Source organism: Paenibacillus sp. EKM211P (genome assembly GCF_011066175.1).
GTDB lineage: Bacteria > Bacillota > Bacilli > Paenibacillales > Paenibacillaceae > Paenibacillus > Paenibacillus polymyxa.
In genome coordinates, this window is sequence record NZ_JAAMNS010000004.1 from 26,685 (window position 1) to 53,255 (window position 26,571).

Here is a 26,571-nt window from a genome sequence, read left to right on the forward strand (position 1 = left end):
GAGGCAATCGAAGATGAAGGACTTTTTTCAAACTATTCTGGGTGAGGTAAAAAGCGGACGGATGCAGAAAGAGGAGGCTCTCCTCAGAATACGCCAAATACAAGCTCAAATGGCTTCAGATGGAACTCTGCACAGCAGAGCAGGGAACACGGAGGGGGCTCTGGCCGATACAGGAGTCCTTATGCTTGAGCCTTCATGGAAAGAGCAAGCTGCGCTCCAAAAAGCGACTCTTCATGAATGTAGCCAGCACCTGGTGGTGCTTTGTGAACTTGATCATATCTCAGAGCGAAGTATTGAAGCGCTCATGAAAGGAACCCGATGCATCAAGCTCCATGCCGGTTTGACCGGCATGGATGAACGCTTTCAGGGCTATGCCCTTCAACTGCTTGCAGAAGTGCAAATGCTCCTCAAAGAGAACTTGAGAGACAGCGTGTTGGTACAGATTGCTGCTTCTTCACAAACCGGGCAGCAGCTCTTTGCTGGGCTTTTGGGATTGCTGCAAACAGCCGAAAAAGAAAATCCAAAAATCGTAGGGCAATTTGTTGAATTGGAAGCTACAGGTTTGGAAGAGATCGTTGAGAAATTGAAAGAGAACAGTCAATACCCCAAAGACAAAAGGATACGGTATGAGAACGGTAAACGTCTGATTCTCAGCTGGAATGAAATGAAAGCCCCTGAAACTCCGGGAAGAGTGCCCTGGAAGGATCAGGGGATTTATTTGATTACGGGCGGTGCAGGAGGTTTAGGGCTTGTTTTGGCGAGAGATATCGCCCGGCGAGTCCGAGAAGCTACGCTAGTCCTTGTAGGACGTTCCATGCTTGATGAAGGCAAGCAGGTCATACTGGAGGAGTTGAAGGCGCTGGGAGCCCGCGTAGAGTACAAACGAGCGGATGTATCCCGAAAGGAAGAGGTCTCGCAACTGCTCCTAAAGATCCGAGAGGAGCACGGGGGGCTTGATGGCATCCTCCATAGCGCAGGGGTGATACAGGATCGTTTTATGATTCATAAGACACAGGAAGAGTTCAAGGAAGTAATGGCGCCCAAAGTAGCCGGGGTGGTCAACTTGGATCAGGCGACGAAGGAGCTAGATCTTGATTTCTTCATTTTCTTCTCTTCCATCGCAGGGATTATGGGCAATCCTGGTCAGGCCGACTATGCCGCAGCAAATGCGTTTATGGATGCCTATGCCTTATATCGAAACAGCCTCGTCTCTTCCAAGGAGCGCAAAGGGCAGACGCTGTCTGTCAATTGGCCTCTCTGGAAGGAGGGAGGAATGCATGCGGATGCTGAAACGGAGAGGGTTTGGCAAAGTATTGGCATGGTGGCCATGCAAACTTCAAACGGCGTTAAGGCTTTATATGACAGTTTGGCCTCTGGCCAGAAGCAGGTGCTGGTGATAGAGGGGGATTTGTCCAGATTGCGGAAGCATCTATTGGAGCCTCAGCCACAGGAGAAAGTATACGTTGAAGAAATAGCTTCTTCACCAATAAAGCCTGAGCTACTTCTGGAAAAAACCTTGTACCAGCTTAAAGTGTTGTTTGGAGAAGTGACTAAGCTGAGCATTGAAAAGATTGATGTCAGTGAGCCTTTGGAGAGCTACGGCATAGACTCCATCATGATTACAAGGCTCAATCAAAAGCTTCAGGGAGTTTTTGGTGAAATCTCGATGACCCTGTTTTTTGAATATCAGACGTTGGAAGCGGTAGCGAAATATTTTATTGCTGACTACTATGAGGAATGCGTACGGTGGACAGGACTTGGCAGACGGCTGGAGCCGGAAGAAAACTTCGTCCCTGCATCCTTGCATGTTAATAGCGAATTATCATTGCCGACTCTGCCAAAGGAAGAAAACCAACGTATCAGCAGCGCAGCTATAGACACAGGCAGTGCGAAACACGAGCAAATAGCCATTATTGGCATGAGCGGACGATTTCCACAAGCAAAAAATATGGAAGAATACTGGAGCAATTTACAACAGGGCAAAGATTGTATTACAGAGGTCCCTGCGGATCGCTGGAAGAGGGAAGGATTTTATTCTCCTGACATCAAGGAAGCTGTGGAGAAGGGCAAAAGCTATAGCAAATATGGGGGATTTGTAGAGGATTTCGCAGATTTTGATCCTCTTTTCTTCAATATATCGCCCCGGGAAGCGATGAGTATGGACCCTCAGGAACGGATATTCCTGGAAGAATGCTGGAAGACCTTCGAGGATGCTGGATATAGCAGAGATCAGCTTGCAGTGCAATACAATGGGCGAATCGGCGTCTTTGCAGGCATTACCGCAACAGGCTTCAATTTATACGGGCCCAAGCTGTGGGAGCAAGGCAAACCGATCTTTCCTCGCACATCGTTCAGTTCGGTAGCCAATCGAATATCGTATCTCTTGAATTTGAAGGGGCCGAGCTTTTCGGTCGATACCATGTGCTCCTCGTCATTAACTGCAATCCATGAGGCCTGTGAGCATATTCATAACGGAGAATGCGAGATTGCCATTGCAGGTGGAGTTAACTTATATCTTCATCCTTCCAACTATGTTTTTCTAAGCACAATGCGAATGCTATCGCCAGAGGGACGGTGCAAGAGCTTTGGCGAAGGGGGGAATGGATTTGTCCCTGGTGAAGGTGCGGGCGTTGTGCTGCTCAAACCTTTATCTCGGGCCATTGCCGACAAGGACCATATTTATGCAGTTATTCGCGCAACTAGTATCAATCATGGCGGAAAAACAAACGGGTATACCGTTCCTAATCCGGTAGCACAAGGAGAATTGATCCGAGAGGCTTTGGATAAAGCAGGCGTTAATGCTCGAACAGTCAGTTATATTGAAGCCCACGGAACAGGGACAGAGCTTGGTGATCCTATTGAAATTACCGGACTTACCCAGGCTTTCAAGAAGGATACACAGGATACAGGGTTCTGTGCGATTGGCTCGGTAAAATCAAACATAGGCCATTTGGAGGCGGCCGCAGGGATTGCGGGTGTCGCTAAAATTATTCTGCAAATGAAAAATCAGAAAATTGTCCCAAGTCTGCATGCCAAAGTATTGAATCCCAATATAAATTTTTCCAAAACGCCATTTACAGTTCAGCAGGGACTTGCTGAATGGAAACGTCCGATTCTGGAGGAAAACGGCGAGCAACGGGAATACCCGAGAATTGCAGGAATATCTTCCTTTGGAGCCGGAGGATCTAATGCCCATATCGTTCTTGAAGAATACATTCCAGCAGAACAGGCTGCCTCTACTCGACAAAGGCCAGTTGTCATCGTATTGTCGGCAAAAAGTAATGAAGCATTGAAAGAGCAGGCTGTTCAATTGACTGCTGCAATGGATAAAAATGACTTCGCGGATAATGACCTGATAAATGTGGCTTACACCTTGCAGATAGGGCGTGAGGCGATGGAAGAGCGCCTTGCCGTGGTCGTTCAGTCAGTGGAGGAACTTAGAAACAAGCTGCAGGAATTTATTGGGGGAAGGCAGAATATTGTACAGCTTTATCGGGGACAGGCTAAACGAGATAAGGAGAGTTTAGATGTCGTTAAGCAGGAAGAAGCGCTGGATGAATCCTCTGATGCCTGGAATCTAGCAGAGAAATACGGCAGGCTTTCGGAATTGTGGGTCAAGGGTGTGCACATTGACTGGAACAGACTTTACAGTGATGTCCAGCCTTTCCGCATCAGTTTGCCCACGTATCCCTTTGCTAGGGAACGCTACTGGATATCAGTAGATGAAGAAAAGCCCGCTGGCGTCACTCCGGCATATCTGCACCCCTTACTGCATCACAATACCTCCGTTCTTTCTGAGCAAAGATTCAGCTCAATCTTCAACGGTCAGGAGTTTTATCTGAATAACTCCGGCGTTGATGGAAGACTTGTCCTGTCGGATGGAGCATGTCTTGAAATGGCGCGGGCAGCGGTTGAACAATCGTTAACAGTTCAGGAGAAGGGTCAGGCAGGCATCACACTCACAGACATGGTATGGACACATGCTCCTGTCATAGGAGATCAGCCGGAAATACATATAGGACTCTTTCCGGGAGATCAAGGTGGAATTGGCTTCAAAATTTACAGCATACGAACCGAAGCAGGAGATCCTGTCTTACACAGCGAGGGAAGTGCCGAGCTGGAGGCTTTAAATAGAACGGAAACATTAGATATTCAGGCTTTGCAGATGGAGTGCATTGATCATATTTCACTTAGGAGAGACGATGAAGCACTGCGCACGACTGGAGCCAACTACGATTCGGAATTCCAGTCCGCTGAGCAAGTTTATATAGGTCAGGGTTTGGTGTTGGCCAAGCTATCACTGCCTTCCGGTATTGCGAATACTGGGGGCCTATTTGTTGTGCATCCCTTCATGACAAGTGCTGCCCTGCAATTGCCGTTATACCTGCTTTCGAATAATGAAAATGTTATGCAGTTCAATGGCATTGATTCTCGGAAAAAAATACTGCCGACTGCGATAGATAAGCTTCAAATATTTCAGGAATGTCCGAGCAAAATGTGGGCGTTAGTAAGGCATGGAAGAGGAAATCAGATTAATCATAAGATGCACAAGTATGATATTGATTTGTGCGACGAGGCAGGCAGAATCTGTGTGCGCATAAAAGGGGTCTCCTATAAGGAAGCGGAGACTTGTGAGCAACCGCTCGGTGCAATGATGCTACAGCCATTCTGGAAAGAACAGGCGGCTAATAAGGAAACCATAGCAACCGACTACGAACGGCATGTGGTCATACTTTGTGAGACAGATGCCATAGCTGCGGTACATGTCGAGGCCTCCTTGACAGGCGTGGAATGCATCACCCTACAGGCCCGCATGGAAGAGGTCGACCGACGCTTTGAAACATATGCCGTTCAGGTTTTTGAGAAAATACAAGGCATCCTAATTGACAAGCCTAAAGGCAAAGTGCTGGTACAAATGGTAACGATGTCTGGAAATGAGAAGCTACTTTTCTCCGGGCTGTGCGGCATACTCAAAACGGCTCATAAGGAAAATCCAAAGTTCTATGGGCAACTGATTGAAGTAGGGGAAACGGAAAAAAATGAAGGACTCATTGAAATATTAAGGTCGAGCAGTCAGCGTCCAGAGGACAGCCGCATCCGTTTTGTAGAAGGTAAACGTTGGATTCCTGCCTGGAACAAGGTTGAAATGCCAGCGACACCACAAATTCCATGGAAAGATCATGGGGTTTACCTGCTTACTGGAGGTGCCAAGGGCCTGGGTCTAATTTTTGCCAAAGAAATTGCGCGCCAGACCAGGGAAGCAACCTTGATTCTGACTGGGCGGTCCCTGCTGACCGAGGACAAGCTGGCCCAATTGGAAGAATTGAAGGCTTTGGGCGCCAAGGTGGAATACAGACAGGTGGATGTCACGCAGAAGGCAGCGGTGGTTGGCCTGATTGAGGACATCCAAATGGCATACGGCGGAATTAACGGCATTCTGCACAGTGCTGGAATCAACAAAGATAACTATATTATCAAAAAGACGAGCGCAGAATTCAGGGAAGTTCTGGCACCGAAGGTGGTCGGACTAGCCAATTTGGATCAGGCCAGTAAGGACATGCCCCTAGATTTCTTTATTCTTTTCTCATCAGCTGCCGGAGTGGGCGGAAATGCGGGTCAGTCTGACTATGCCACCGCGAATGCGTTCATGGATGCCTATGCTTGGTATCGTAATACTTTGGTATCCTCCTGGGAGCGTATGGGCAAAACGCTGTCGATCAATTGGCCGTTATGGAAAGACGGCGGAATGCGACCTGACCAGGAGACGGAAAAAGCTTTGCAGAATGTAGGCATGTATGCGATGAGGACAGAGACTGGTATTCGTGCGTTGTATCAAAGTATAGCCTGCATATCGAATCAAGCGATGGTGGTAGAAGGAGACATTGAACTGATCAGCAGAATGATGGTTATGGAAGGACAGCTTGAAGACAGCGGAGAAGCAGCCCGAGATCAGAGACTCGGATCAGAAGACAACATCGCTCCTTTCTCAGAAAATAAGACAGTGTCCGTCCAAGATGAACATCTGCTGCGTGAAAAGACGGCCCATTACTTGAAGACTTTGTTGTCTTCGTCAATCGAACTGCCTGCATATCGAATTGAAGAGGATGCGCCGTTGGAAAATTACGGGGTGGATTCTATCAAGTCCATGGAACTGACTGACCAGTTGGAGAAAACGTTCGATCAGGTGTCGAAGACGATATTTTTTGAATATCCGAATATCCGGAGCTTAACCGAGTATTTTCTGGAATCTCATCGAGACGAATTAATCGCTCTGTTTGGTCTGGAGCAGGCAGTAACTGTAGGTGTAAAAGCCACCACCGCTACGACAGCAATGGATACAGAACTTCGACCAGGAGAAGAACAGTTGCGTGATCAGGTGACAAGTTATCTAAAAGGCTTGCTTTCTTCGTCTACCGGACTGCCGGAACAGCGCATTGAAGAGGATAAAAATCTGGAAAACTATGGAGTTGACTCCATAAAGTCTATGGAAATAACCGATCAGCTGGAAGAAACGTTTGGATCGCTGTCCAGAACCTTACTGTTTGAATATCCGAATATCCGAAGCTTAACCGAATATTTTCTAGAATCTCACCGAGACGAATTAAGCACTTTGTTTGGTCTGGATCAGGTAGCGACTGTAAGTGCAATAGCTGACACGGCTTCCGTAGCCAATGAGACAAAATCCCTGGTTGGAGAAGAGCGGTTGCGTGATCAGATAACAGGTTATCTAAAGGGCTTACTTTCCTCATCCACTGGACTGCCGGAACAGCGCATTGAAGAGGATAAAAACTTAGAAAACTATGGGGTTGACTCCATAAAGTCTATGGAAATAACCGATCAGTTGGAAGAAACGTTTGGATCACTGTCCAGAACCTTACTGTTTGAATATCCGAATATCCAGAGTTTAACGGATTACTTCTTGGAATCTCATCGGGACGAATTGAACGCTTTGTTTGGTGCTGAGCAAGAGCTAGTCGCGGCAGCTAGCACGAAATCCATCGGCATCGTAGAACATGCAAAAGCGCCCTCTCCTTTATTTCGGCACTCACCTATTTCGTCAGTGCGAGTAGAGCCTAAGGAGGAGGCAAAAGAAACGGAAACAAAAATAGAAACAAAAATAGAAACAAAAACAGAAACAGGAGCGATGGACATTGCTGTCATCGGGATGTCTGGAAAATATCCTGGAGCGGAAAATATTCAAGAATTCTGGAGAAATCTCCAAGAGGGCAAGGACTGCATTACCGAAGTTCCCAAAGATCGCTGGGATCACGATCTTTACTTTGATAAAGAAAGAAATAAACCGGGAAAAACCTACTGCAAGTGGGGGGGCTTCCTAAACAGAATAAATCCGTTGGATTCTTCTTTCTTTCACCTCACTCCTTATGAGGTGAGTTTGATGGACCCTATGGAACAGCTTTTCCTGGAAATGATATGGAGCCTGCTGGAAAGTGCGGGATATACGCGAGAGATGCTACAGAAAAAACACCAATCCAAGGTTGGGGTCTACGTTGGTGCTACGTATCATAAATACTGCACCTGTGATACAAATACGGATGCCCCTCGGATCACATCCTTTGGTTCTGTTGCCGTCGCCAACCCCATGTCGCATTATTTCAATTTCCAGGGACCGAGCATATCCATTGATACGATGAGCTCTTCCTCTGCTGTGGCTGTCCATATGGCATGTGAAAGCCTGATCAGAGGTGAGTGTCAAATCGCAGTAGCTGGCGGTGGGAATCTGTTGACAAGCCCCAAAAAGTATATTGAATCCAGCCAGAACCAATTGATCGGAAGCCATGAAGAAAGTCGAAGCTTTGCGGATGGAGACGGATATCTTCCTGCTGAAGGTGTTGGGGCAGTTCTCTTAAAGCCGCTTCATAAGGCAGAGGAGGATGGAGACTGCATTTTAGCAGTCATCAAATCTACGGCCACTAATCATGGAGGACACAGCAATGGGTACACGGTCCCCAATCCCAATGCACAGGCACAACTTGTTGAAGAGAACTTTTTGAAAGCTGGCATTCATCCTCGGACAGTCAGCTATGTAGAGGCAGCAGCCAATGGATCTACATTGGGAGACCCAATTGAGCTAGTCGCCTTGAAAAAATCTTTCCAGAAATTTACGGATGAGCAGCACTTTTGTGCCATGGGTTCGGTTAAATCCAATATAGGCCATGCAGAAGCGGCCTCAGGGATATCGCAGCTTACCAAGACCATATTGCAATTGTGGCATCGAAAGCTGGTTCCCACCATTAAAGCGGAAAAGCTGAATCCTAATCTTACGTTCAGCAATACTCCATTTTATTTGCAGCGGGAGCTTCAGGAATGGAAGCGGCCTGTAATAGAGCTGGAGGGAGAAGAGCGGGAATTTCCGCTACGGGCAACAGTAAGCTCCTTCGGTGCTGGGGGATCGAATGTTCATTTTATTCTGGAAGAATACATCCCTTCGCCAAAAGAAGCTGTCCAGTTGCAAGGGGCAGATCAGACAGAAGTAGTGATTCTCTCAGACATAAACTGGGAGCGACTAAATGCGCTTGCGAGTCAATTACTTGAATATGTAGAGCAGCAGCACGAGCTTTCCTTACATGATATTGCTTTCACCCTTCAGACAGGCCGTGAAGCGATGAAGTGCCGGGCGGCAATCGTAGCGAGCTCACGGGAGGAATTGCGAACTGGTCTTAGAGAGCTTATCGAGTCAGTCGGCCAGGGCAACGAGCCGGAGAGAGCATCTATTCCAGTATTTATCGGAGAAGGCGGAGAAGATTCAAATACAAGTGCACTTCTGTCAGGAAAAGTAGGCGAGAAAGTTTCTCAAATACTTCTAGAGGAGAGAAATCTGGAAAATATTGCGATGTATTGGACCCAGGGAGGCAGGATTACGTGGGAGGCGCTCCATGAGGGACACACTGTTCGTAGAATTCCCTTACCGACTTCTCCTTTCTGAGCACACATTGGGGAACAAAACCCTGTCTAACGAAAAATACGAATATTCCGGAGGTAAACATGAGGGAGTTTAAAGATAAGGTAGCTGTGATTACGGGAGCTGCCAGCGGAATTGGCCGAGCTATTGCAGACCGATGTGTCAATGAAGGGATGAAGGTTGTTCTGGCGGATATTGAGGAGGGGGCTCTTCTAAGGACTGAACGAGAATTGCAAGAAATGGGCGCAGCTACACTATCTGTTGTGACCGATATTTCCAAAGAAGCTGATATTCGTTTATTAGCGCAAAAAACAGTTCAGACCTTTGGTGCTGTGCATCTTTTGTTCAATAATGCAGGTGTGGATGCCGGCACAGGCCGCTTATTATGGGAGAATACTGTGGCAGATTGGCAGTGGGTAATTAACGTAAACATTTGGGGAATTCTGTTTGCTACCGAAATTTTTGTTCCTATTATGGTGAAACAAAAAACTCCATGCCATATTGTAAATACAGCATCGATTGCTGGTCTGCTGTCCGGTCCTGGAAATGGAATATACAGCGCGTCAAAGCATGCCGTTTTAAGCCTGTCTGAAACGCTATACCAAGAGCTAAGATTGATCGGTTCTAATGTGGGAGTGTCGGTTGTGTGTCCGGGATTCGTCCGTACTCAAATTATGGACGCAGAGCGAAACCGCCCGACAGAGCTGCGTAAGCCAGATGGGAGTGGAAATCTTCCGCCCGAAAGACAAGTCATTACCGAATTGGCTCGCAAGGCTGTCCAAAATGGCATACTTCCAGAGGATGTGGCCCATCAAATTTTTGAGGGCATCCGAAAAGGGCAGCTATATATCATCACAGAACCGAAATTCAAACCTGCAATCAGGCAGCATATGGAGAATGTCCTTAATGAAAGTAATCCTACGGCATCCCAAATGCAATTAGTGCGCAATTTGTTATGAACTGTGAATGATAGAGGAACTGCTTAGGCGAGTCTGATCAATACGTTGTGGGGGTTACTCGGATGGACAGATCAGTGGTTTTTATGTTTTCAGGTCAAGGTTCGCAATACTACGGTATGGGAAAGGAATTATATATGTCCAACCCGGTTTTCCGAACATGGATGACCAGGTTGGATGAGATTCATATGGATGTTACAGGCAGGTCTGTATTAAAAACGCTGTACGATGACACGCGTCGCAGGGGAGAAGAGTTTGACAACCTGCTATATACTCATCCTGCCATTTTTATGGTTGAATATGCGCTCACACAGGTGTTATTGGTAAAGGGAATTTACCCTGATTATGTTTTAGGCTCTAGCCTGGGTGAGTCTGTTTCTGTTGCTGTGGCTGACTGCATGAGCTATGAGGACACACTTCAATGCATTATCAAGCAAGCACAGCTGGTGGAGACGTACTGTCCGAAAGGGGGCATGATGGCCGTCATTGGCGATCCCGGTCTGTATGATGAAGTACCCATATTGAATACCAACTCAGAGCTGGCATCCATCAACTTTGACTCGCATTTTGTTATTTCAGGCAGCTGCGAGGGTCTGTCAGAGATTGAACACTATTTGAAGGCAAATGAGATGATCTGTCAAAGACTGCCAGTACACTATGCTTTTCATGCTTCCTTAATGGACCCAATCGCATTGGAATATACGGAATTTTTAAAGCTCATGACCATAAGAAGCCCTAAAATAAATATGGTTTCATCTATGTACGGCGGGAAGACGACATGGCTTGACAACCGTTTTCTTTGGGATGTTACTAGAAAGCCTATGCAATTTCAGAGCGCTCTAAAGTGTCTGGGAGACAGGGACGGGGTTGTCTATATTGATCTCGGTCCCTCGGGCACGCTTGCTAATTTTGTACAGTATAATTTTGGCCCCAAGAAAAAGGCAAGCGTCTGTTCTATTCTCTCCCCTTTTCAACAGGACATAAAAAATTTGGATCGTCTGTTCGAAATATTTGCCTAATATGCATCCATTACTAACAAGGAGGAAATCAATGATCGCATATCTGTTCCCTGGACAAGGAGCTCAAGTAAAAGGTATGGGCGAAGGACTGTTTGATGAATTTCCAGAATTGGTTGCCAAAGCGGATGCAGTTCTTGGTTATTCTATCCAGAAGCTGTGCCTTGAAGACCCTGCCAACCAGCTCGGGCAAACGGATTTTACCCAGCCAGCCCTATTCGTCGTAAACGCTTTAAGCTATCTGAAAAAAATAAGAGAGACCGGAAGAAAACCCGATTATGTTGCAGGACATAGCTTGGGTGAATATAATGCTTTATTTGCCGCGGAAGCGTTTGATTTTGAAACCGGCTTGAAGCTGGTCCAAAAAAGAGGAGAGCTGATGGCTCGGGCTACTGGTGGCGGAATGGCGGCAGTTTTAGGCTTGAAAGAAGAAGTGTTTCGGGAAGTAATGGAGAAAAATAAATTAATAGAGCTCGATGTTGCCAACTATAATTCGCCCAGCCAGATTGTCATTTCAGGGCCAAAGGAACTGATTGAGCAGGCGAAACCGATTTTTGAAGATGCAGGAGCCCGAAATTATGTGGTTTTGAATGTAAGTGGAGCATTTCACTCCAGGTATATGGAAAATGCCAAACAGAAATTTGAGGCCTATGCGGCGCCATTTGAATTCTCGAACATCAAAATACCCGTTATTTCCAATGTCCATGCCAGACCCTACAAGCAGCAGGACTTAAGAAGCACGCTGATCAACCAGATTGTAAGCCCGGTCAAGTGGTCGGAGAGTATACGGTATCTGATGGGTAAAAGTGTAACCCAGTTTATCCAAATCGGGCCTGGAAATGTTGTGGCAGGATTGGTTAATGCCATACAACGAGAAGCCGAGCCATTGATCGTGACAGAGGTTGAAGACCGAAACGAACAGGTACAGAAGAGGATGTCGAAGGATACGTTGAGAAATGATGAATCGATATTCGAAAAGCGACTGGCTCCCAGAACAAAATCCGGTCATGACGTACTGGAATCCAGCAAACGATTTACGGCAGAGTCTCTTGGGCATAGCGAATTTAAACAAGATTACGGAATTAAGTATGCGTATCTTATAGGCTCTATGTACAAGGGAATCTCTTCAAAAGAGATGGTCGTAACAGCAGGAAAGGCAGGAATGATGGCATTTTTTGGAGCTGGGGGAGTGAAGATGGATGCTCTGGAGGAAACCATAAAGTATATTCAGAAGCAATTGAACCATGGCGAAGCCTATGGAATGAATCTGATTCATGTGCCGGACCACCCAGACATAGAAAATAACATCGTTGATTTGTACATAAAATACGGTGTTAGAAATATTGAAGCCTCTGCGTTTATGAGTATCACACCTTCTTTGGTTAGGTACAGGCTGAAGGGGCTGAGACGGAATGCACAGGGAAATGTTACGCCACAGAACAGAATTATTGCGAAAGTATCCAGGCCAGAGGTTGTTGAAGCCTTCCTGAGTCCTGCGCCTCAGAATATTATCAATAAGCTGCTGGCGGAAAATAGGATCAGCCGGGAAGAAGCGATGATGGGGATGGAAATTCCCATGGTAGATGATTTGTGCGTCGAGGCTGACTCAGGTGGGCATACTGACCATGCAGTTGCTTATGTATTGGTCCCGCTGATGCTTCAGATGAGGGATGAAGCGATTCGAAAGTATAAATACAATAAAAGTATAAGGGTAGGGGCAGCCGGGGGAATAGGGACTCCACAAGCTGCAGCGGCGGCGTTTATACTGGGTGCTGATTTTATCATGACGGGTTCAATCAATCAGTGCACAGTTGAAGCAGGGACGAGTGATGAAGTAAAAGATTTGCTTCAGCAGTTAAACATTCAGGATACGGACTACGCTCCAGCAGGGGATATGTTTGAAATGGGCGCAAAAGTTCAGGTTATGAAAAAAGGAGTGTTTTTCCCAGCCAGGGCGAATAAATTATATGACCTTTACCGTAATTATAATTCCATAGATGAAATTGATAGAGAAACAAAACAATATATTGAAGAAAAATATTTTAAGAAGAGTATTGAACAAGTCTACGAAGATATTAAAGCTTATTACCCGCCTGAAATCATTGAAAAAGCTGAAAGAATCCCGAAACGGAAGATGGCCTTGATATTTAGATGGTACTTTACTTATTCTACTCGACTTGCCATTAATGGCGACAAAAACAATAGGGTCGATTTTCAAGTACACTGCGGGCCAGCCCTCGGCGCTTTTAATCAATGGGTTAAGGGGACAGATCTTGAGAATTGGAAGAATAGACATGTTGACGATATAGGACAAAAAATAATGGTTGAGACTGCAGAGCACCTGAATGAAAGATTTACAGCATTAACTGCTAGTCTCCTTACAGTCTAGTTGAAATCAAGTAATGGCGGGAAGCTAATAATAAAGTTAGCATGTTCTAACCGAATAAGCCCATGGCGGGATTCATACAAAATTGAATGACAATACCTGCAACAGACCATGGGTTACATCATTGAAACCATTTAGATATTAGGGTAAAAGAAAGAGGGTGTTTTCGTGCATAGATATAGAACTCATAACTGTGGAGAGCTGAATCAGACGCATGTCGGGGAAATCGTGAGAATTGCAGGCTGGGTTAAAAATATTCGTAACCTCGGTGGGATTGTTTTTATTGACCTTAGGGATCATTATGGGGTTACGCAAATCGTTGTCTCTGATCCTAATGAATTAAAGGATTTCGTATCCAAGATCAGCAGGGAATCAACCATTTCTGTCGTAGGAACTGTATGTCACAGGTCCGCAAGCACGATCAGTCCCCAAATGAAAACCGGATATATTGAAGTCGTTGCCAAGGAGATAGAAGTGTTAGGGAAGGTCATGAACCCATTGCCTTTTGAAGTATCTTCAGCACATGAAGCCCGGGAAGATTTAAGATTAAAGTATCGTTTCCTGGATCTGCGCAATGAAAATCTACATGATAATATTGTACTTCGCTCTAAAGTCATTCAAAGTATCCGAAAAAAGATGATTGATTTGGATTTTTTAGAGATTCAGACACCGATTCTGACAAGTTCATCTCCAGAGGGCGCCAGAGACTATTTAGTTCCTAGTAGAGTGCATCCAGGTCAATTTTATGCCTTGCCTCAGGCACCTCAACAATTCAAACAACTATTAATGGTCTCCGGCTTTGATAAATATTTTCAAATTGCTCCGTGCTTTAGAGATGAGGATGCAAGAGCAGACAGATCACCCGGTGAGTTTTATCAGCTGGATTTGGAAATGGCTTTTGCTACACAGGAAGATGTTTTTAATGTAGTTGAAAATATGCTGTATGAAGTTTTTTCAGAATTTACACATTTTAAAATTTCAAAGCCTTTTAGTAGAATTCCCTATCAAGAAGCCATGCTTAAATATGGGAGCGATAAACCTGATTTAAGGAATCCATTAATTGTCCATGATGTTACAGAGCTTTTTGCAGAGAGTGATTTTAAAGTGTTTAACAATAAGACGATAAGGGTTATTGCTGTTCCTGATTGTGGAGGGCAGCCAAGAAGCTTTTACGACGACATGGTAAACTTTGCTGCTGAAGCTGGAGCGAAAGGTCTTTCATGGATTAAGTTTAATGATGATATGTCTCTCAGCGGCTCGATTGCAAAGTTTATACCGGAGAAGGTAAAGAACGAACTGATCAATGTAACGCAAGCTGGTCCGGGATATGCACTGTTTTTTGCTGCCGATGAGCTTAAAAATGTCGAAAAAATAGCTGGCGCTGTCCGAAACCAATTAGGCAAAAGGCTGGATTTATTGGAAAAGGATACGTTTAGGTTTTGCTGGATCGTTGATTTCCCCATGTTTGAATTGGACCCTGATACTCAAAAAATAGAGTTTAGCCATAATCCGTTTTCAATGCCGCAAGGCGGTATGGAGGCGCTGCTAAATATGAACCCTCTGGATATCCTGGCGTACCAATATGATATTGTATGTAATGGAATTGAATTGTCCTCGGGGGCTGTCCGTAACCACGATACAGAGATTATGGTAAAAGCCTTTGAGATTGCAGGTTATACATATGAAGAGATCAAGAGTAAATTTCCTGCACTCTTTAATGCTTTTCAATTTGGGGCACCCCCTCACGCAGGTATAGCACCTGGAATTGATAGGATTGTAATGATCCTTGCAAATGAATCGAATATTCGAGAGGTTATTGCTTTTCCAATGAACAGTAAAGCACAGGATGTATTAATGGGAGCCCCTTCAGAGGTTACTGACAAACAATTGAGAGATGTTCATATAAAATTGGCAAATGCCAAGCCACAAACAGAATGAACGGATTCAACAAGATACTGCAAGCAAAGCTGAATCCAGCACGCAATTAAATCCGATTGAGTGAGCTAAAAACTCTCCCTGCTAGAAGCAGAGGAGAGTTTTTTTATGTAGCTTAGATTGTTCAATTTAGGTTAGTAGCAACTGCTGCAACCTTTCTATCGTGAACCACGTCAAGAAGTTGTTAACGGCCAAGCGGCCTAATTCAACTACAAGGTGGAACTTAACATGAGCATGAGAAATAGTGCAATCGCAGCCCTTACGACTATAGCTCTGCTGTCCTTCTCGATTGGAGGTCATTTGTCTGCGGCAGACAGTCAATTCAAGGATTTGGGCCATGTAAATGGCAAAGAAAAAATCATATCCCTTAAAGAGCGGGGGTTACTTAAAGGTGCCTCTGACACGCAGTTTCTCCCCTCATCTAAAGTAACCGCTGCCCAAGGCATTCAGTTGATCTCGGGCGGACTTCAGCTTAGTTTGGCCGCCATTGATTTGAACCAGGCGCCGCAGGCGAGTGGACTGTTTACCCAGGTTAGGGATACCGCCTGGTACGCCGAAGCTTTTATTAACGCGTATTATAACGGTGTAGACATTCCAAAAGAAATCAATCCTGCCAAAGCACTAACCAAAGAAGAGTTCACTCACATGTTGATTCAGGGCATGGAAAAAGCAGGTGCTCTTCCCATGATTAAAATCGCACCTGCAAATATTGCGGATGACAGCGAGCTGGAGCCTTCTTACCAAGGCAGCATTCAACGCTCGCTAGTGTACAAGGTCAATGCCCTGGATGGGAAAGGAAATTTCCATCCCAAAAGTGCGATTACACGTGCCGAAGCTGCTGTTATGTTATACAATGCATTGGAATACCTGAATGCTCATCCAAAGTCGTAACCAATACAGCAATAAAGAGCTTTACTTCTGAGGAATTTAAGCATTCAGTTACTTGACATCAATACCGTGAATGCTATAATAAGGAAATCGAATTTAGACCCCGCGGTAGTTGACTATCGTAAGAATACTTTTCTGGTCCTTCGGCATAGAAACACAAGTAACGAATAAATAAGCTGGCTCCGGATGAGGGGTCAGCTTTATTTGTTTGTACAAAAGTTAACAGCTTTCACAGATTTACATATTGAGAGGAGACAGCAGTATGTTTGGGAATGACTGGGATGATGTACTACGGGAAGAGGTCAAAAAGCCTTACTTTGATGAATTAAGGTATACGTTAGCTCGAGAGTACAAGTTACATAAGGTATATCCTCCAAAGGAAGATTTGTTTTCAGCACTCAAATTAACGCCATATCATCTGACCAAAGCGGTTATATTAGGGCAGGACCCATATCATGGAGAGGGACAAGCTCACGGCTTGAGCTTTTCGGTTAGACCCGGTGTGCGTACACCGCCGTCTCTACAAAATATATACAAGGAGCTGCGCGATGATGTCGGCACTCCCATTCCGAATCAGGGATACCTCGTTCCTTGGGCGGAGCAAGGTGTGCTGCTGCTGAACAACGTGTTGACCGTGCGCGAAGGACAACCGCAATCTCATCAGGGAATAGGTTGGGAACGTTTCACGGATGCTGTCATTGAAGCGATTAATGAACGTGAACAGCCGGCAGTGTTCATTTTGTGGGGGAGCCATGCTCAGAAAAAAGCAAGCTTCGTGAATACCAGCAAACATTTGGTGCTGAAATCTGCTCATCCGAGTCCATTGGCGGCTCATAGAGGTTTTTTTGGCAGCAAGCCTTTTTCACGTACCAATGCATTTTTGCAAGAGCATGGAATGGAACCGATTCGGTGGGAGATTCCTAACCGCTAGCACGGGAGGTGAGGACATGCGTCAATGGAAGGGACGTCAGGTCATTTTATATCACGGCAACAACGGTCATACCCAGAAGGTGCGCGGCACACTTGAAAAATGGGATGATGTACGAAAATGCGTTATTTTGGGCCCGAAAATGCTGGCTATTCCTTTTGAAAATATTACGCATATTACCATGCTTCCTCCGGGACGTGAGCGTAAAAGCCGCCAGCCAGCGAGGCTGAACGCTTTCGGTTATGTAATGAATGTTCCGTTACAGTTTGATAATGCCATTCATTTTCAGTCGGCGGTGACGATTTGGAGAGATGATCAACTGATTGCTTATAATGTAAAGCTGGTTAGTCACTCGGCAGACCATGTGACTCTTGAGGATGGACAAACCTTATCCAAGGCAGAGCATTTATTTGTAGTGAGGTCACTGCGTGGCGAACTTTAACTGTTATAATTCACCTTTTTTTGATGAAGGGTTCAATTTAGTTAGCTGCTTACCGATAAAAGATAATGGGATTGTTAATAATATCCTGTTTTATAGAATGAAACCAAGGGAGAGAAACGAATGGAGCGTATGAAACGTATGAGCAAACGGAGTACCTTCTTACTTGCTTTGCTGATGTTTGTATTCGCAGCATGGCCAGCAGGTTTGATCCGGGCTGAGGAGAAAACGACCTCCACAGTACAGTGGGACAGTCAAAATCCAACCACAATCAATCTGGGTGGAAGCCCCGCTCAATTAAAAGTGTGGTCTGTGACGGAGACTGGTAAAACGGATGTAACCAAAGAAGCTGAATGGATCTCCGGGGACTCAAGTATTTTAAAGGTAGAAAAGGGACTCATTACCCCAGTGTCCAAAGGGCAGATTAAGATTGTTGCCACATATGGTCAGAAAACGGTAAGTACGACGATTACGGTAAAATCACCTTACAGCAAGCTGCAATTCAATCCGACGGGTCCACTGAATCTGACTATTGGCGGAGAATCGAAGCAACTGACTGCTCAAGGTGTGCTTAGCGGAGGTGGCACGGAAAATGTGTCCGGCGTGGAATGGACATCCACGAATGAAGCTGTTGCTACCGTAGAAAATGGACTTGTACGTCCTCTTGCCAAAGGCGTGACTTATATAAAAGCCGCCAAAGATGGACTGAATGCACAATTGATCGTGTATGTTCGTTCTTCATCCCAGGCACTGGTACTGAGTGAGACTGGCTCCAAATCGGTCTATATGGGTAGCTCCCCCATTCAGGTTACTGCAACCGATGTGAACCTGACTGGCGGCAAAACAGATGTGACCAACACAGCAGAATGGACTTCCTCTAATTCGCTGGTTGCCACTGTAGAGCAAGGGAAAATCACACCGATGGATGTAGGGAATTCGACGATTACAGCTTCCTATCATGGTTTGAGTAAGACTCTGAAGATTAATGTACTTCCAACTGTCGAAAAACTGGTCTCAAGCAAAGCCAGTCTGGCTCTTGAAACTGGCAGCAAAACATCTCTTCCGAGTATATCTGCTTATTTGGTCAATGGAGCCAAAAAAGCAGTTCAATCCGATGTAAAATGGAGCTTAAGCAGTGAGAGTGCAGTCAAAATTGCAAATGGTAAACTGGTAGCAGTAAACCCAGGTAGTGCAACATTGACAGCGACAGTAGGTGCGCTCAAGCTGGACATTCCAGTGACCGTACAATATAAGGTTCTTAAGCTGACGGCTTCTGAGAAAAAATATGTATTGGTTGCAGGCCAAGAAACGAGTATTCCGACTGTAAAAGCACACATGGCTGGTGGCGGAGTACTGGATGTGACCAACCAGGTAAGCTGGGTAGCTACAACAGCCGCAGTTACAGTGGGAAATGGCAAAGTAAAAGCGGTGAGTGGTGGAAACTCGGGAATCAAGGCAATGTATATGAATAAATACGTGAAAGTGCCTGTCATTGTGGAGGGAGCCATTTCTACATTGACACCAAGTTTTTCGAATGCAGAGATGAATTTGAAGGGAAGTAAGTCCATCAAAGTCGTCGGCAATTATACAGATGGTAAAAAAGTTACCCTGAGCAGTAAAGTGAAATGGACAACATCGAATGCTTCTGTAGTGGTCGTAAAAGGGTCTTCCATTAAAGCTGTTGGAATTGGAACAGCAACCATTACGGGTACGTACCAGGATAAGTCGTTTAACGTGGAGATTAAGGTTACACCTAAGTTGCTTAAGCTGGTATTGAGCAATAAAAACCTGAAGCTGCCTAAGGGCTCATCTCAAGTGCTTAGCGTGAGTGCAGTTTATGATTCAGGCGCGACTGCGAATGTGACCAATTCAGCGGTGTGGACATCCTCCAAACCGTCGATCGTACAGGTTACAGCTGGTCAGGTGAAGGCCTTGGATAGCGGAAGCTCCAGTATTAAAGTAGTCTATGGTGGTAAGAAGGTAACGACGTCTGCCAAAGTGTTAAAATAGTCTACGTACATTGCCAAATCTGGCGTATACCAAACAAATAAACCCCCGGTCCAAAGACCGGGGGTTTTATTTTCAGCTTATTCTACGCCGTCCTGATAATGATTTTTCCAGTGCTTATCGCCTTTGTGCGCGAAATCTTCAACTGTTTTCTCCAGAGTAGCTACTAGTTGGGCTTTAATCTCAGCGATTGTGTCACGAAATAATCTTTCTTCCGTACCGTTGATTTTTTCACCATATAAAGCTTGAGCAGCTACAAATTGACGATGTTGTTCTACAAAACTGTCAATCGAATGCAATGCATGCTCCACGTATTGTGAAATGCTATGATGCTCGTTAGGCAGTTGTAATTTTAATTCCTTAACTCTGTTTAATAATGCCATGATGATCACCTCGTGCGTTTTGTTATGTCAATAATTATACATCATTTTCGGAAAAATTTCATTAAATTTCGGTTAAATTGTGACTTTTATTATGTCATGATTGCATTTTCAATGGTGATCAGTCCTAATCTCGGAATTTTGTGCTTTTTTCTTGGTATCGTGATTTCAAAATTTAAAATATATGATACGAAGACAATGTAAGAGCAAGCTGCGACAGCTGTCTTTCTGACATGCTATAATGGGGAAAAAGCCCAGTCGGAAAGGTTGTCAGTATGGTATGAAGCTTTTTAAAGGTTTATTTTGGGGAATTCTGATTAGTCTTCTCCTGTGGTGCGCCTTGTTTGGGCTTGTCCGCTGGATGACTCATTAAGTCGTTCTCTGTATCTTATACAATAACTCTTGCGACTGTATCCACGTCATTAACGGAAATCGTATATACGTGTTCATCATCGTAGAGCTTGAATTGCTGAGTTTCTTGGTCAGATAGGAGCTTAGGCCAGCCAATTACGGTATTTCCATTCAGTAACCGGATTACAACAGCTTGCATTTGGCTCACGGCCAGTTTGATCTCATCGTTCATTCGTACAACCTCCTCTCTATACTATTTGTCGTCGGATATTTAACCTTTTTTTATAGTCGGTAAGGGGTTACAAAAAATAAAATCTGGGGATTACCTTAGCTGAAGGTCATTTACTGGAATAGCTTGAAAGGAAGAGGGAAATTGAAGAAAAAGTTGCTAAGTTTTATAGCCTTAGTGTTGCTAGCTGTGGGAGCGTACTGGTTTGAAGGAGACAATCTTTTTACGAAAATAACAGGAGAGAACCCGCCTTCATCAGCTCAGGTAACGCTGCAATTTCCGTCAGGTCGTTATCCTGAAACGGCGCAGCATATTAAGGAAGCCATTCAAGCGGGAAAATCACCAGTATGCACAATTGACCGGGAAGGAGCCGAGCAAAATCGTAAGCATTCACTTGCGGGTGTTCCTACTCGTAAAGGGTTTGATCGTGATGAATGGCCGATGGCTATGTGCTCAGAAGGGGGCAAGGGTGCAAATATCAAATACATAGCTCCTAAGGATAATCGTGGGGCAGGATCATGGGTCAGTCACCAGCTAGATCAGTACGAGGATGGGACTCGTGTAAAATTCGTTATTAAATAGTTTTTGATTTAGTGTTTTTACCTTTTAGCTCCTTAGATGTTTCCTGTTTGGCTTTAATCAGCGCCAAAAAATCAAAAAAATCACCTAGTGTATTGAAGCCGGCACCTAATATGGCCAGGTCTTCAGCAGATAGTTGATCTAACCATTCCATTTGCTTAGCGTCAAACATATTATCACCGCCAACCCTTAATAATGTATAGTATGTAGTGGCGGCAACGAAGGTCAGGGCTCTGGCATACCTTTTAAGTATGCCTGTTTTTTGTGCAGAGGATGTGTAAAACTCATGTTTAAATTTAATTTTTATACTAAAATCGTTTCCATCGTTATCGTATTGCTGATACCTGTGCTGCTTCTGTATGTCTACTCTAATCAGACAACGACAGGCGTATTACGTGAAGAACTGAATCAATCCAATTATAACCAGCTGACTTTTTTTCAAAACCAGGTGAATACGAATATTGAAATGATTTCCTCCTGGCCGCATCTGCTGATTCATGATCCTGATGTAGCCAGTTTCCAAGCAATTTTTTTAAAGGATAAGACTCTCAACCTGGATGGAATTAACCTTGTCAAGCGGATTCAAACCAAGCTTGGGCTTCAGGAAAGCTCTTCGAACTGGAGAACAGGGCTGAGTATATATTCTCCTTCGCTTGGACGAGTTGTATCGGAGAATGGAGCCAGTTATTATGATCAGAAGAAATTAAGCCAATCGATTACAAACGGCTGGCAGGTATCTAAAAAAAGAGTGTACGGTAAGGATCAATTTATATTTTCATTGTATACCTTATCCCCGTTTTCCTCACTAGCCAATCCAGAAACCGCTAACACGATTATTAAAGTGGAATTCGATAGCAGCAACATTCAGGACATGCTTGACCGCTTTAAAGGCGACGGACGAAAGGAGCCTTTTTATTATAAAAAAGGTGTAGGCGTGATTTACAATCGCTCTGCAAACGAAGAATTGTCAAGCCAGCTGATTGCGAAACTGGAGAAATTGGGATTACATGAAGTTGATAATTTGACCGTGAAAATTGGAGAAGAGAGTTACCTTGTTCACGCCGTTCTTTCGCAAACAACAGGTTGGTATTTGATTGACTACATGCCCTTGTCCGATATGATGTCTCCGATTTATTCATCTAACCGACTATTTTATATAACCGTTGTTGGCTCGCTACTGGTGGGGATCATTGGTGCTTATCTTCTTCACTCACAGGTACAAGTTCCGATTCTCCAGCTTGTGCGGGCGTTTCGGAGATTAAAGGATGGAGACTATGCTGTTCGTTTGAGTCCTAAGGGTAGTCATGAATTTGCATTTCTGTCACGTCAATTCAACCTGATGGTCGAACAGATTCAAGAGCTGTTTGAGAAGGTTTACGTTGAGAAGCTGCATGTAAAGGAAGCTCGTCTAAAGCAGCTCCAGTCTCAAATCAATCCCCATTTTTTTTATAATTGTTTTTCCTTTATTACGAGTATGGCAAAGCTGCGCAATCATGAGGCGGTCGTGGCTATGGCTCATAATTTGTCCAAATATTATCGCTATACGACAAGACAGGAAAGAGATTTGGTTCCTTTATCGGATGAAGTCGAGTTTGTGCAATATTATTTGAAAATTCAGCAGATGCGTATGCCACGGTTAACGTTCACTATTGACATTTCTTCACAGGCTCATAGTCTGCTGGTTCCACCGCTTGTATTGCAACCCCTGGTGGAAAATGCAGTGCTGCACGGAATAGAACCTCAGGCGGAGGAGGGGATCATCCGTATTATGACTGAGTGCATCGGCTCATCCATGTACTTGATTGTAGACGATAACGGACTCGGTTTGAGTGAAGAGGATATAACATCCCTCACTTTAGCACTTGAGAAGCCTGTAGAGGAGAAAAGTGGCTATGGTTTATGGAATGTGCATCAACGAATGCGATTACATTTTGGTGAAAACGCCGGGCTGGAATTCTCGTTGTCTCCGTTGGGAGGATTAAGAGTGATTTTAAAATGGCCACTGTCAATTGAAGAAGGGCAGGAAGACAGGTTGATCCATTCTTCATCAAATTCAAGAAATAGTTAAATTGGAGGATACTGATGGTTCAGATATTACTAGTCGATGATGAGAGTTATGTTACTGAAAGCCTGGCGGCTACCATACCGTGGGAGTCATTGGGAATTGAGAGGGTACATCAAGCAGCTTCAGCCTTGGCAGCAGTAGATGTGCTGGAAGCGCATGATATTGATATTCTGGTTACGGACATTCGTATGCCTGGCATGACGGGATTAGAGCTGATTGTTGAAGTAAACGAACGTTGGCCGCACATCCGAAGTTTATTACTGACAGGCTATGCTGATTTTGAATACGCTAAAAAAGCGCTCCAGCTTAAGGCTTTTGATTACATATTAAAGCCGGTAGATGATGATGAGTTTATCAAATGTGTGTCAGCTGCTATGGATTCGCTAAAGGAAGAATGGGAAGCATTCGACAAGGTTCATCAATTACAATACAGTCGCAGGAACGATTTCGGTGTGCTGCGCACTCATTTGATGCACGATTTGTTACTCGGGCGTGATTTGACTGTACAGAAAATAACGGACAAAATGTCCGAATATGAAATCAAGCTACGTACAGAACATCCTGCCAGTATGCTGCTTATTCAGTTGGGCAAGCATTTTTCTGATATGGATTATCACTCAGTGTCCTTAATTGAGTATGCGATTGGAAATATTGCAGAAGAAGTGTTTGCTCCTGATTTTCATGTTTGGCATTGCAAAGCGCCACATGATTGCCTAATCGTGTTAATTGAAGGGAATTGGGATTTATTTGCTGAAAGGACTGTGGATGAACAGAATCATTTTTTGCGTGCAGCGATTGAGACCTTTCGAAAAAATGTGAGCAATTACTTGAAAGGTGAAATTTACGTCACATTAACGAATTGGTTTCATTTCCCGGATGAGCTGCCTAAGCTATATCAGACAGCAATCAGATCCTTATATTGGAACCAACAGGAGGAAACGAATCCACTGCTATTCATAGAAGAGCAGACAGAACAGTCACATAGCTCAGTGAAGTCGCTGGAAGGGCTTTATACGCACCCTACGCTTACTCATCTGCTAGAGTCCAGGCAATGGGAAGAGGCCGAAGCAAAAGTAAGCCGTGTATTTGGCAAAATGGAAGAGGCAGGTTATACACGCGAGCATTTGTATGAACTGTTTATTTCGGTAACGAGCGCCTTTATGTATACAGCTCACAAACAAGGACGCTTCATTACACAAATGGACCAGGTAGGCTTCGATCCGTTACATGCGCAGAAATTGGTTCATTCGTTTCCCCACCTCAAAGAGTGGATATTTTCCATGATGAACAAGCTTAAAGCCGAGTGGTCCGCAAGCGAGCAAAGCGCCAAAAGCTATGTGGTCAAGCAGGTTCAGGAGTTGATCGCTCAAGATAAAGGACAGGAGCTGTCTGTTAAGACGATTGCCGATCAGGTCTATCTTCATCCCGTCTATTTGTCCAAAATCTATAAAGCCGAAACTGGGGAAGGCCTGGGAGATTATATTATCCGAATGAGAATGGAACGGGCTCTTTATTTGCTCAAATATTCCAACAAAAAAATATATGAAATAACAACTGAACTCGGTTATCAGAATCCCCAATATTTCAGCAAGATGTTCAAAAAACATTATGGAATGACTCCGCATGAATTTCGGGACCAGTAAAGACGAATGAGTAAAGATCAGTTGGGAAAGGTGCAGAAATATTTATTTTGTGACATAGGCTGCTAAGAAAAGCCCTCTTATAATAAAAGAGTAGAAAATGATTTTTAGAGGGGGAACAAGATGCGAGTTCATTCGAAGAAAAAGCTATTGTCGTTGCTCGCCGCAACTATGGTATTAGGGGTTGGCCTTGTGGGCTGCTCAGGTGCAGGAAATGATGGGAATGCGGACAGCACAGCTAAAACTGAAAACGTATACAAAGAAAAATACAACCCAGAAGTTACAATATCCACGGTATGGGGTGTAGATCCCGCCTTAAAATTTAAAAATGGCGAATCTATCGAAAATAACGTTGCGACGAAATGGGCCAAAGAGAAATTTGGTATTAATATAAAATCACTCTGGTCTGTCACGGATACCAACGGTGCGTTTGCTACCAAGCTGCGGTTAGCGATGTCCTCCGGTCAGGAGATGCCTGATGTCGTTGTACTGGGGACGGAGAATGAGCAGCTGGCCCAGGATATGATCGATTCCGGTATGTTCGCTGAAGTTGGCCCGTTGTTTGATAAATATGCTTCGGATTCTTGGAAGCAGGCCATGAGTCAGGACACGAACGTATGGAATCAGTATAGCCGGGATGGTAAAAAAATGGGTATCCCTGTGCTTGATTTCGCCTATAACCATGATTATGTATTGTGGGTACGACAAGATTGGTTGGATAAGTTGGGGATGAAGGCTCCTGAGACGATGGAAGATCTAGAAAAAGTGATGGATGCCTTTAAAAATAAAAATCCGGACGGATTGGCTCCGGACAAAGTGACCCCGCTCAGCATCGGTTTCAAAACATCCATGAACACTTGGATGGGTGACCCATCCTGGATTTTCGGGGCTTATGGCACACTACCCCAGCAGTGGAACAAAGGTGCAAACGGCAGCTTGGAATATGGCTCTGTCCAGCCTGGCATGAAGCCGGGTCTGCAAAAACTGAGCGAGTGGCTCAAAAAAGGATATATCCCTCAGGAAGCAGCATTATGGGATGAAAATAAAACGACAGAACCTACAGTTGCAGGGACAGCCGGGATGATTCCTGGGCCATATTGGATGAGCGGATGGCCGCTTCAAGATACGGTTAAAAATGCGCCGAGTGCTGTATGGAAGCCGATCAAGATTCCAGCCGGACCTGACAACAAAGCTATGCGCCATGGAACGCAGTACACCAATGGTGTCGTACTCATCAACAAACAAATGCAGCATCCTGAAGCCTTCTTCACATATCAAAATTACTTGTTTGATCATTATGCAAATGCCAAACCGGACGGTGATTTGTCGAATGGGCTGTTTAAGGGCTACGATTATGATTTAGATGCCAATGGAAAGCTGGTGTCTATTGATAAAATACCGGGTGGTTATGTAAACTCTATTCGTTATTTGCTGGTTCGTGATGGTGCACGTATCCCTGATGCCCAAATGAAGGCTTTGTTAAGCTTGGCTGACGGTGCAGAACCGAAAACCAGACTGGAGAAAGATGTAATGGTGAATTACGGGAAAGACACTCCCGCAGCGGCCAAAGTGCTTATGGAACAAAAGGATATCTCTATGAAAGATCAGTTTACAGGACCAACCACGCCAACGATGAAGGCTAAAAAGGATTATCTCGATAAGATTGAAAGCCAGACGTTCAATGAAATTATTTATGGCAAACAGCCGATTTCCGCTTTTGATACCTTTGTACAGACGTGGAAAGCCGCTGGTGGCGAACAAATTACAAAGGAAGTAAACGAATGGTATAAGAGCGTCGAAAAGTAAAAGTTGTCGATGGTGTAAAACAGATTGAAAAAGGCTGTCCCAAGGT

15 protein-coding genes and 1 pseudogene are annotated in these 26,571 nt (G+C 44.6%); 13 read left to right on the forward strand and 3 right to left on the reverse strand.

Annotated elements, in window-relative coordinates; translation table 11 throughout:
* The first annotated feature begins 13 nt into the window (after positions 1–13).
* The 9 genes from G9G57_RS08420 (at position 14) to G9G57_RS08460 (ending at position 19,478) form a co-directional block, all read left to right on the forward strand.
* Entirely contained in the window at positions 14–8,944 is an 8,931-nt protein-coding gene (locus tag G9G57_RS08420) for a hybrid non-ribosomal peptide synthetase/type I polyketide synthase (RefSeq protein ID WP_164964836.1), read from the forward strand.
* A gap of 59 nt (positions 8,945–9,003) precedes the next feature.
* Positions 9,004–9,879 carry an SDR family NAD(P)-dependent oxidoreductase gene (locus tag G9G57_RS08425; RefSeq protein ID WP_016822429.1) on the forward strand — a complete coding sequence of 292 codons (876 nt, stop codon included), beginning with the start codon at positions 9,004–9,006 and terminating at the stop codon, positions 9,877–9,879.
* 62 nt (positions 9,880–9,941) lie between these two features.
* Positions 9,942–10,895 carry an acyltransferase domain-containing protein gene (locus tag G9G57_RS08430; RefSeq protein ID WP_102999183.1) on the forward strand — a complete coding sequence of 318 codons (954 nt, stop codon included), beginning with the start codon at positions 9,942–9,944 and terminating at the stop codon, positions 10,893–10,895.
* A 31-nt stretch (positions 10,896–10,926) separates the two neighbouring features.
* Entirely contained in the window at positions 10,927–13,281 is a 2,355-nt protein-coding gene (gene fabD, locus G9G57_RS08435; protein WP_102999182.1) for an ACP S-malonyltransferase, read from the forward strand.
* Between the two features lie 165 nt (positions 13,282–13,446).
* Positions 13,447–15,216, forward strand: a complete 1,770-nt coding sequence (aspS, locus tag G9G57_RS08440; RefSeq protein ID WP_164964837.1) for an aspartate--tRNA ligase — start codon at positions 13,447–13,449, stop codon at positions 15,214–15,216.
* Positions 15,217–15,441: 225 nt separating this feature from the next.
* Positions 15,442–16,104: an S-layer homology domain-containing protein gene (locus tag G9G57_RS08445; protein WP_102999180.1), complete on the forward strand. Its 663-nt coding sequence runs from the start codon at positions 15,442–15,444 to the stop codon at positions 16,102–16,104.
* Between the two features lie 259 nt (positions 16,105–16,363).
* Positions 16,364–17,032 (forward strand): uracil-DNA glycosylase, encoded by a 669-nt coding sequence (locus G9G57_RS08450; RefSeq protein ID WP_102999179.1) that lies wholly within the window; start codon positions 16,364–16,366, stop codon positions 17,030–17,032.
* A gap of 16 nt (positions 17,033–17,048) precedes the next feature.
* Positions 17,049–17,471 carry a hypothetical protein gene (locus G9G57_RS08455; protein WP_102999178.1) on the forward strand — a complete coding sequence of 141 codons (423 nt, stop codon included), beginning with the start codon at positions 17,049–17,051 and terminating at the stop codon, positions 17,469–17,471.
* Between the two features lie 120 nt (positions 17,472–17,591).
* A complete protein-coding gene (locus G9G57_RS08460; RefSeq protein WP_102999177.1) occupies positions 17,592–19,478 on the forward strand; it encodes an Ig-like domain-containing protein in 1,887 nt (628 codons plus the stop codon).
* A 77-nt stretch (positions 19,479–19,555) separates the two neighbouring features.
* On the opposite strand, the gene G9G57_RS08465 is transcribed toward G9G57_RS08460, so the two are convergent.
* Together G9G57_RS08465 and G9G57_RS08470 are read right to left on the reverse strand one after the other, a co-directional pair.
* Positions 19,556–19,858 carry a hypothetical protein gene (locus G9G57_RS08465; protein WP_013371923.1) on the reverse strand — a complete coding sequence of 101 codons (303 nt, stop codon included), beginning with the start codon at positions 19,856–19,858 and terminating at the stop codon, positions 19,556–19,558.
* Positions 19,859–20,243: 385 nt separating this feature from the next.
* Positions 20,244–20,438, reverse strand: a complete 195-nt coding sequence (locus tag G9G57_RS08470; RefSeq protein ID WP_016822421.1) for a hypothetical protein — start codon at positions 20,436–20,438, stop codon at positions 20,244–20,246.
* 141 nt (positions 20,439–20,579) lie between these two features.
* Between G9G57_RS08470 and G9G57_RS08475 the strand changes: the two genes are divergently transcribed.
* Positions 20,580–21,017, forward strand: a complete 438-nt coding sequence (locus G9G57_RS08475; protein ID WP_102999176.1) for a NucA/NucB deoxyribonuclease domain-containing protein — start codon at positions 20,580–20,582, stop codon at positions 21,015–21,017.
* Here the strand turns inward: G9G57_RS08475 and G9G57_RS08480 are convergent.
* Entirely contained in the window at positions 21,010–21,186 is a 177-nt protein-coding gene (locus G9G57_RS08480; protein ID WP_016822419.1) for a hypothetical protein, read from the reverse strand. The two genes, G9G57_RS08475 and G9G57_RS08480, sit on opposite strands and share 8 nt — an antisense overlap.
* A gap of 114 nt (positions 21,187–21,300) precedes the next feature.
* Here G9G57_RS08480 and G9G57_RS08485 point away from each other — a divergent pair.
* The 3 genes and pseudogenes from G9G57_RS08485 to G9G57_RS08495 all read left to right on the forward strand — a co-directional run bounded on the left by G9G57_RS08485 (position 21,301) and on the right by G9G57_RS08495 (position 26,525).
* Positions 21,301–23,122, forward strand: a pseudogene (locus G9G57_RS08485) (sensor histidine kinase).
* Entirely contained in the window at positions 23,097–24,722 is a 1,626-nt protein-coding gene (locus G9G57_RS08490; RefSeq protein WP_039276118.1) for a response regulator transcription factor, read from the forward strand. The pseudogene G9G57_RS08485 and the gene G9G57_RS08490 overlap by 26 nt, the downstream one beginning before the upstream one ends.
* A gap of 120 nt (positions 24,723–24,842) precedes the next feature.
* Positions 24,843–26,525 (forward strand): extracellular solute-binding protein, encoded by a 1,683-nt coding sequence (locus G9G57_RS08495; protein WP_025365230.1) that lies wholly within the window; start codon positions 24,843–24,845, stop codon positions 26,523–26,525.
* Positions 26,526–26,571 lie beyond the last annotated feature (46 nt).

Bases quoted from the DNA above. Each gene is read 5' to 3' on its own strand.
- G9G57_RS08480 (WP_016822419.1), bottom strand. From the start codon at position 21,186: ATGTTTGACGCTAAGCAAATGGAATGGTTAGATCAACTATCTGCTGAA.
- G9G57_RS08495 (WP_025365230.1), top strand. From the start codon at position 24,843: ATGCGAGTTCATTCGAAGAAAAAGCTATTGTCGTTGCTCGCCGCAACT.
- G9G57_RS08445 (WP_102999180.1), top strand. From the start codon at position 15,442: ATGAGCATGAGAAATAGTGCAATCGCAGCCCTTACGACTATAGCTCTG.
- G9G57_RS08455 (WP_102999178.1), top strand. From the start codon at position 17,049: ATGCGTCAATGGAAGGGACGTCAGGTCATTTTATATCACGGCAACAAC.
- fabD (WP_102999182.1), top strand. From the start codon at position 10,927: ATGATCGCATATCTGTTCCCTGGACAAGGAGCTCAAGTAAAAGGTATG.
- G9G57_RS08430 (WP_102999183.1), top strand. From the start codon at position 9,942: ATGGACAGATCAGTGGTTTTTATGTTTTCAGGTCAAGGTTCGCAATAC.
- G9G57_RS08425 (WP_016822429.1), top strand. From the start codon at position 9,004: ATGAGGGAGTTTAAAGATAAGGTAGCTGTGATTACGGGAGCTGCCAGC.
- G9G57_RS08460 (WP_102999177.1), top strand. From the start codon at position 17,592: ATGGAGCGTATGAAACGTATGAGCAAACGGAGTACCTTCTTACTTGCT.
- G9G57_RS08420 (WP_164964836.1), top strand. From the start codon at position 14: ATGAAGGACTTTTTTCAAACTATTCTGGGTGAGGTAAAAAGCGGACGG.
- G9G57_RS08470 (WP_016822421.1), bottom strand. From the start codon at position 20,438: ATGAACGATGAGATCAAACTGGCCGTGAGCCAAATGCAAGCTGTTGTA.
- G9G57_RS08490 (WP_039276118.1), top strand. From the start codon at position 23,097: ATGGTTCAGATATTACTAGTCGATGATGAGAGTTATGTTACTGAAAGC.
- G9G57_RS08465 (WP_013371923.1), bottom strand. From the start codon at position 19,858: ATGGCATTATTAAACAGAGTTAAGGAATTAAAATTACAACTGCCTAAC.
- G9G57_RS08450 (WP_102999179.1), top strand. From the start codon at position 16,364: ATGTTTGGGAATGACTGGGATGATGTACTACGGGAAGAGGTCAAAAAG.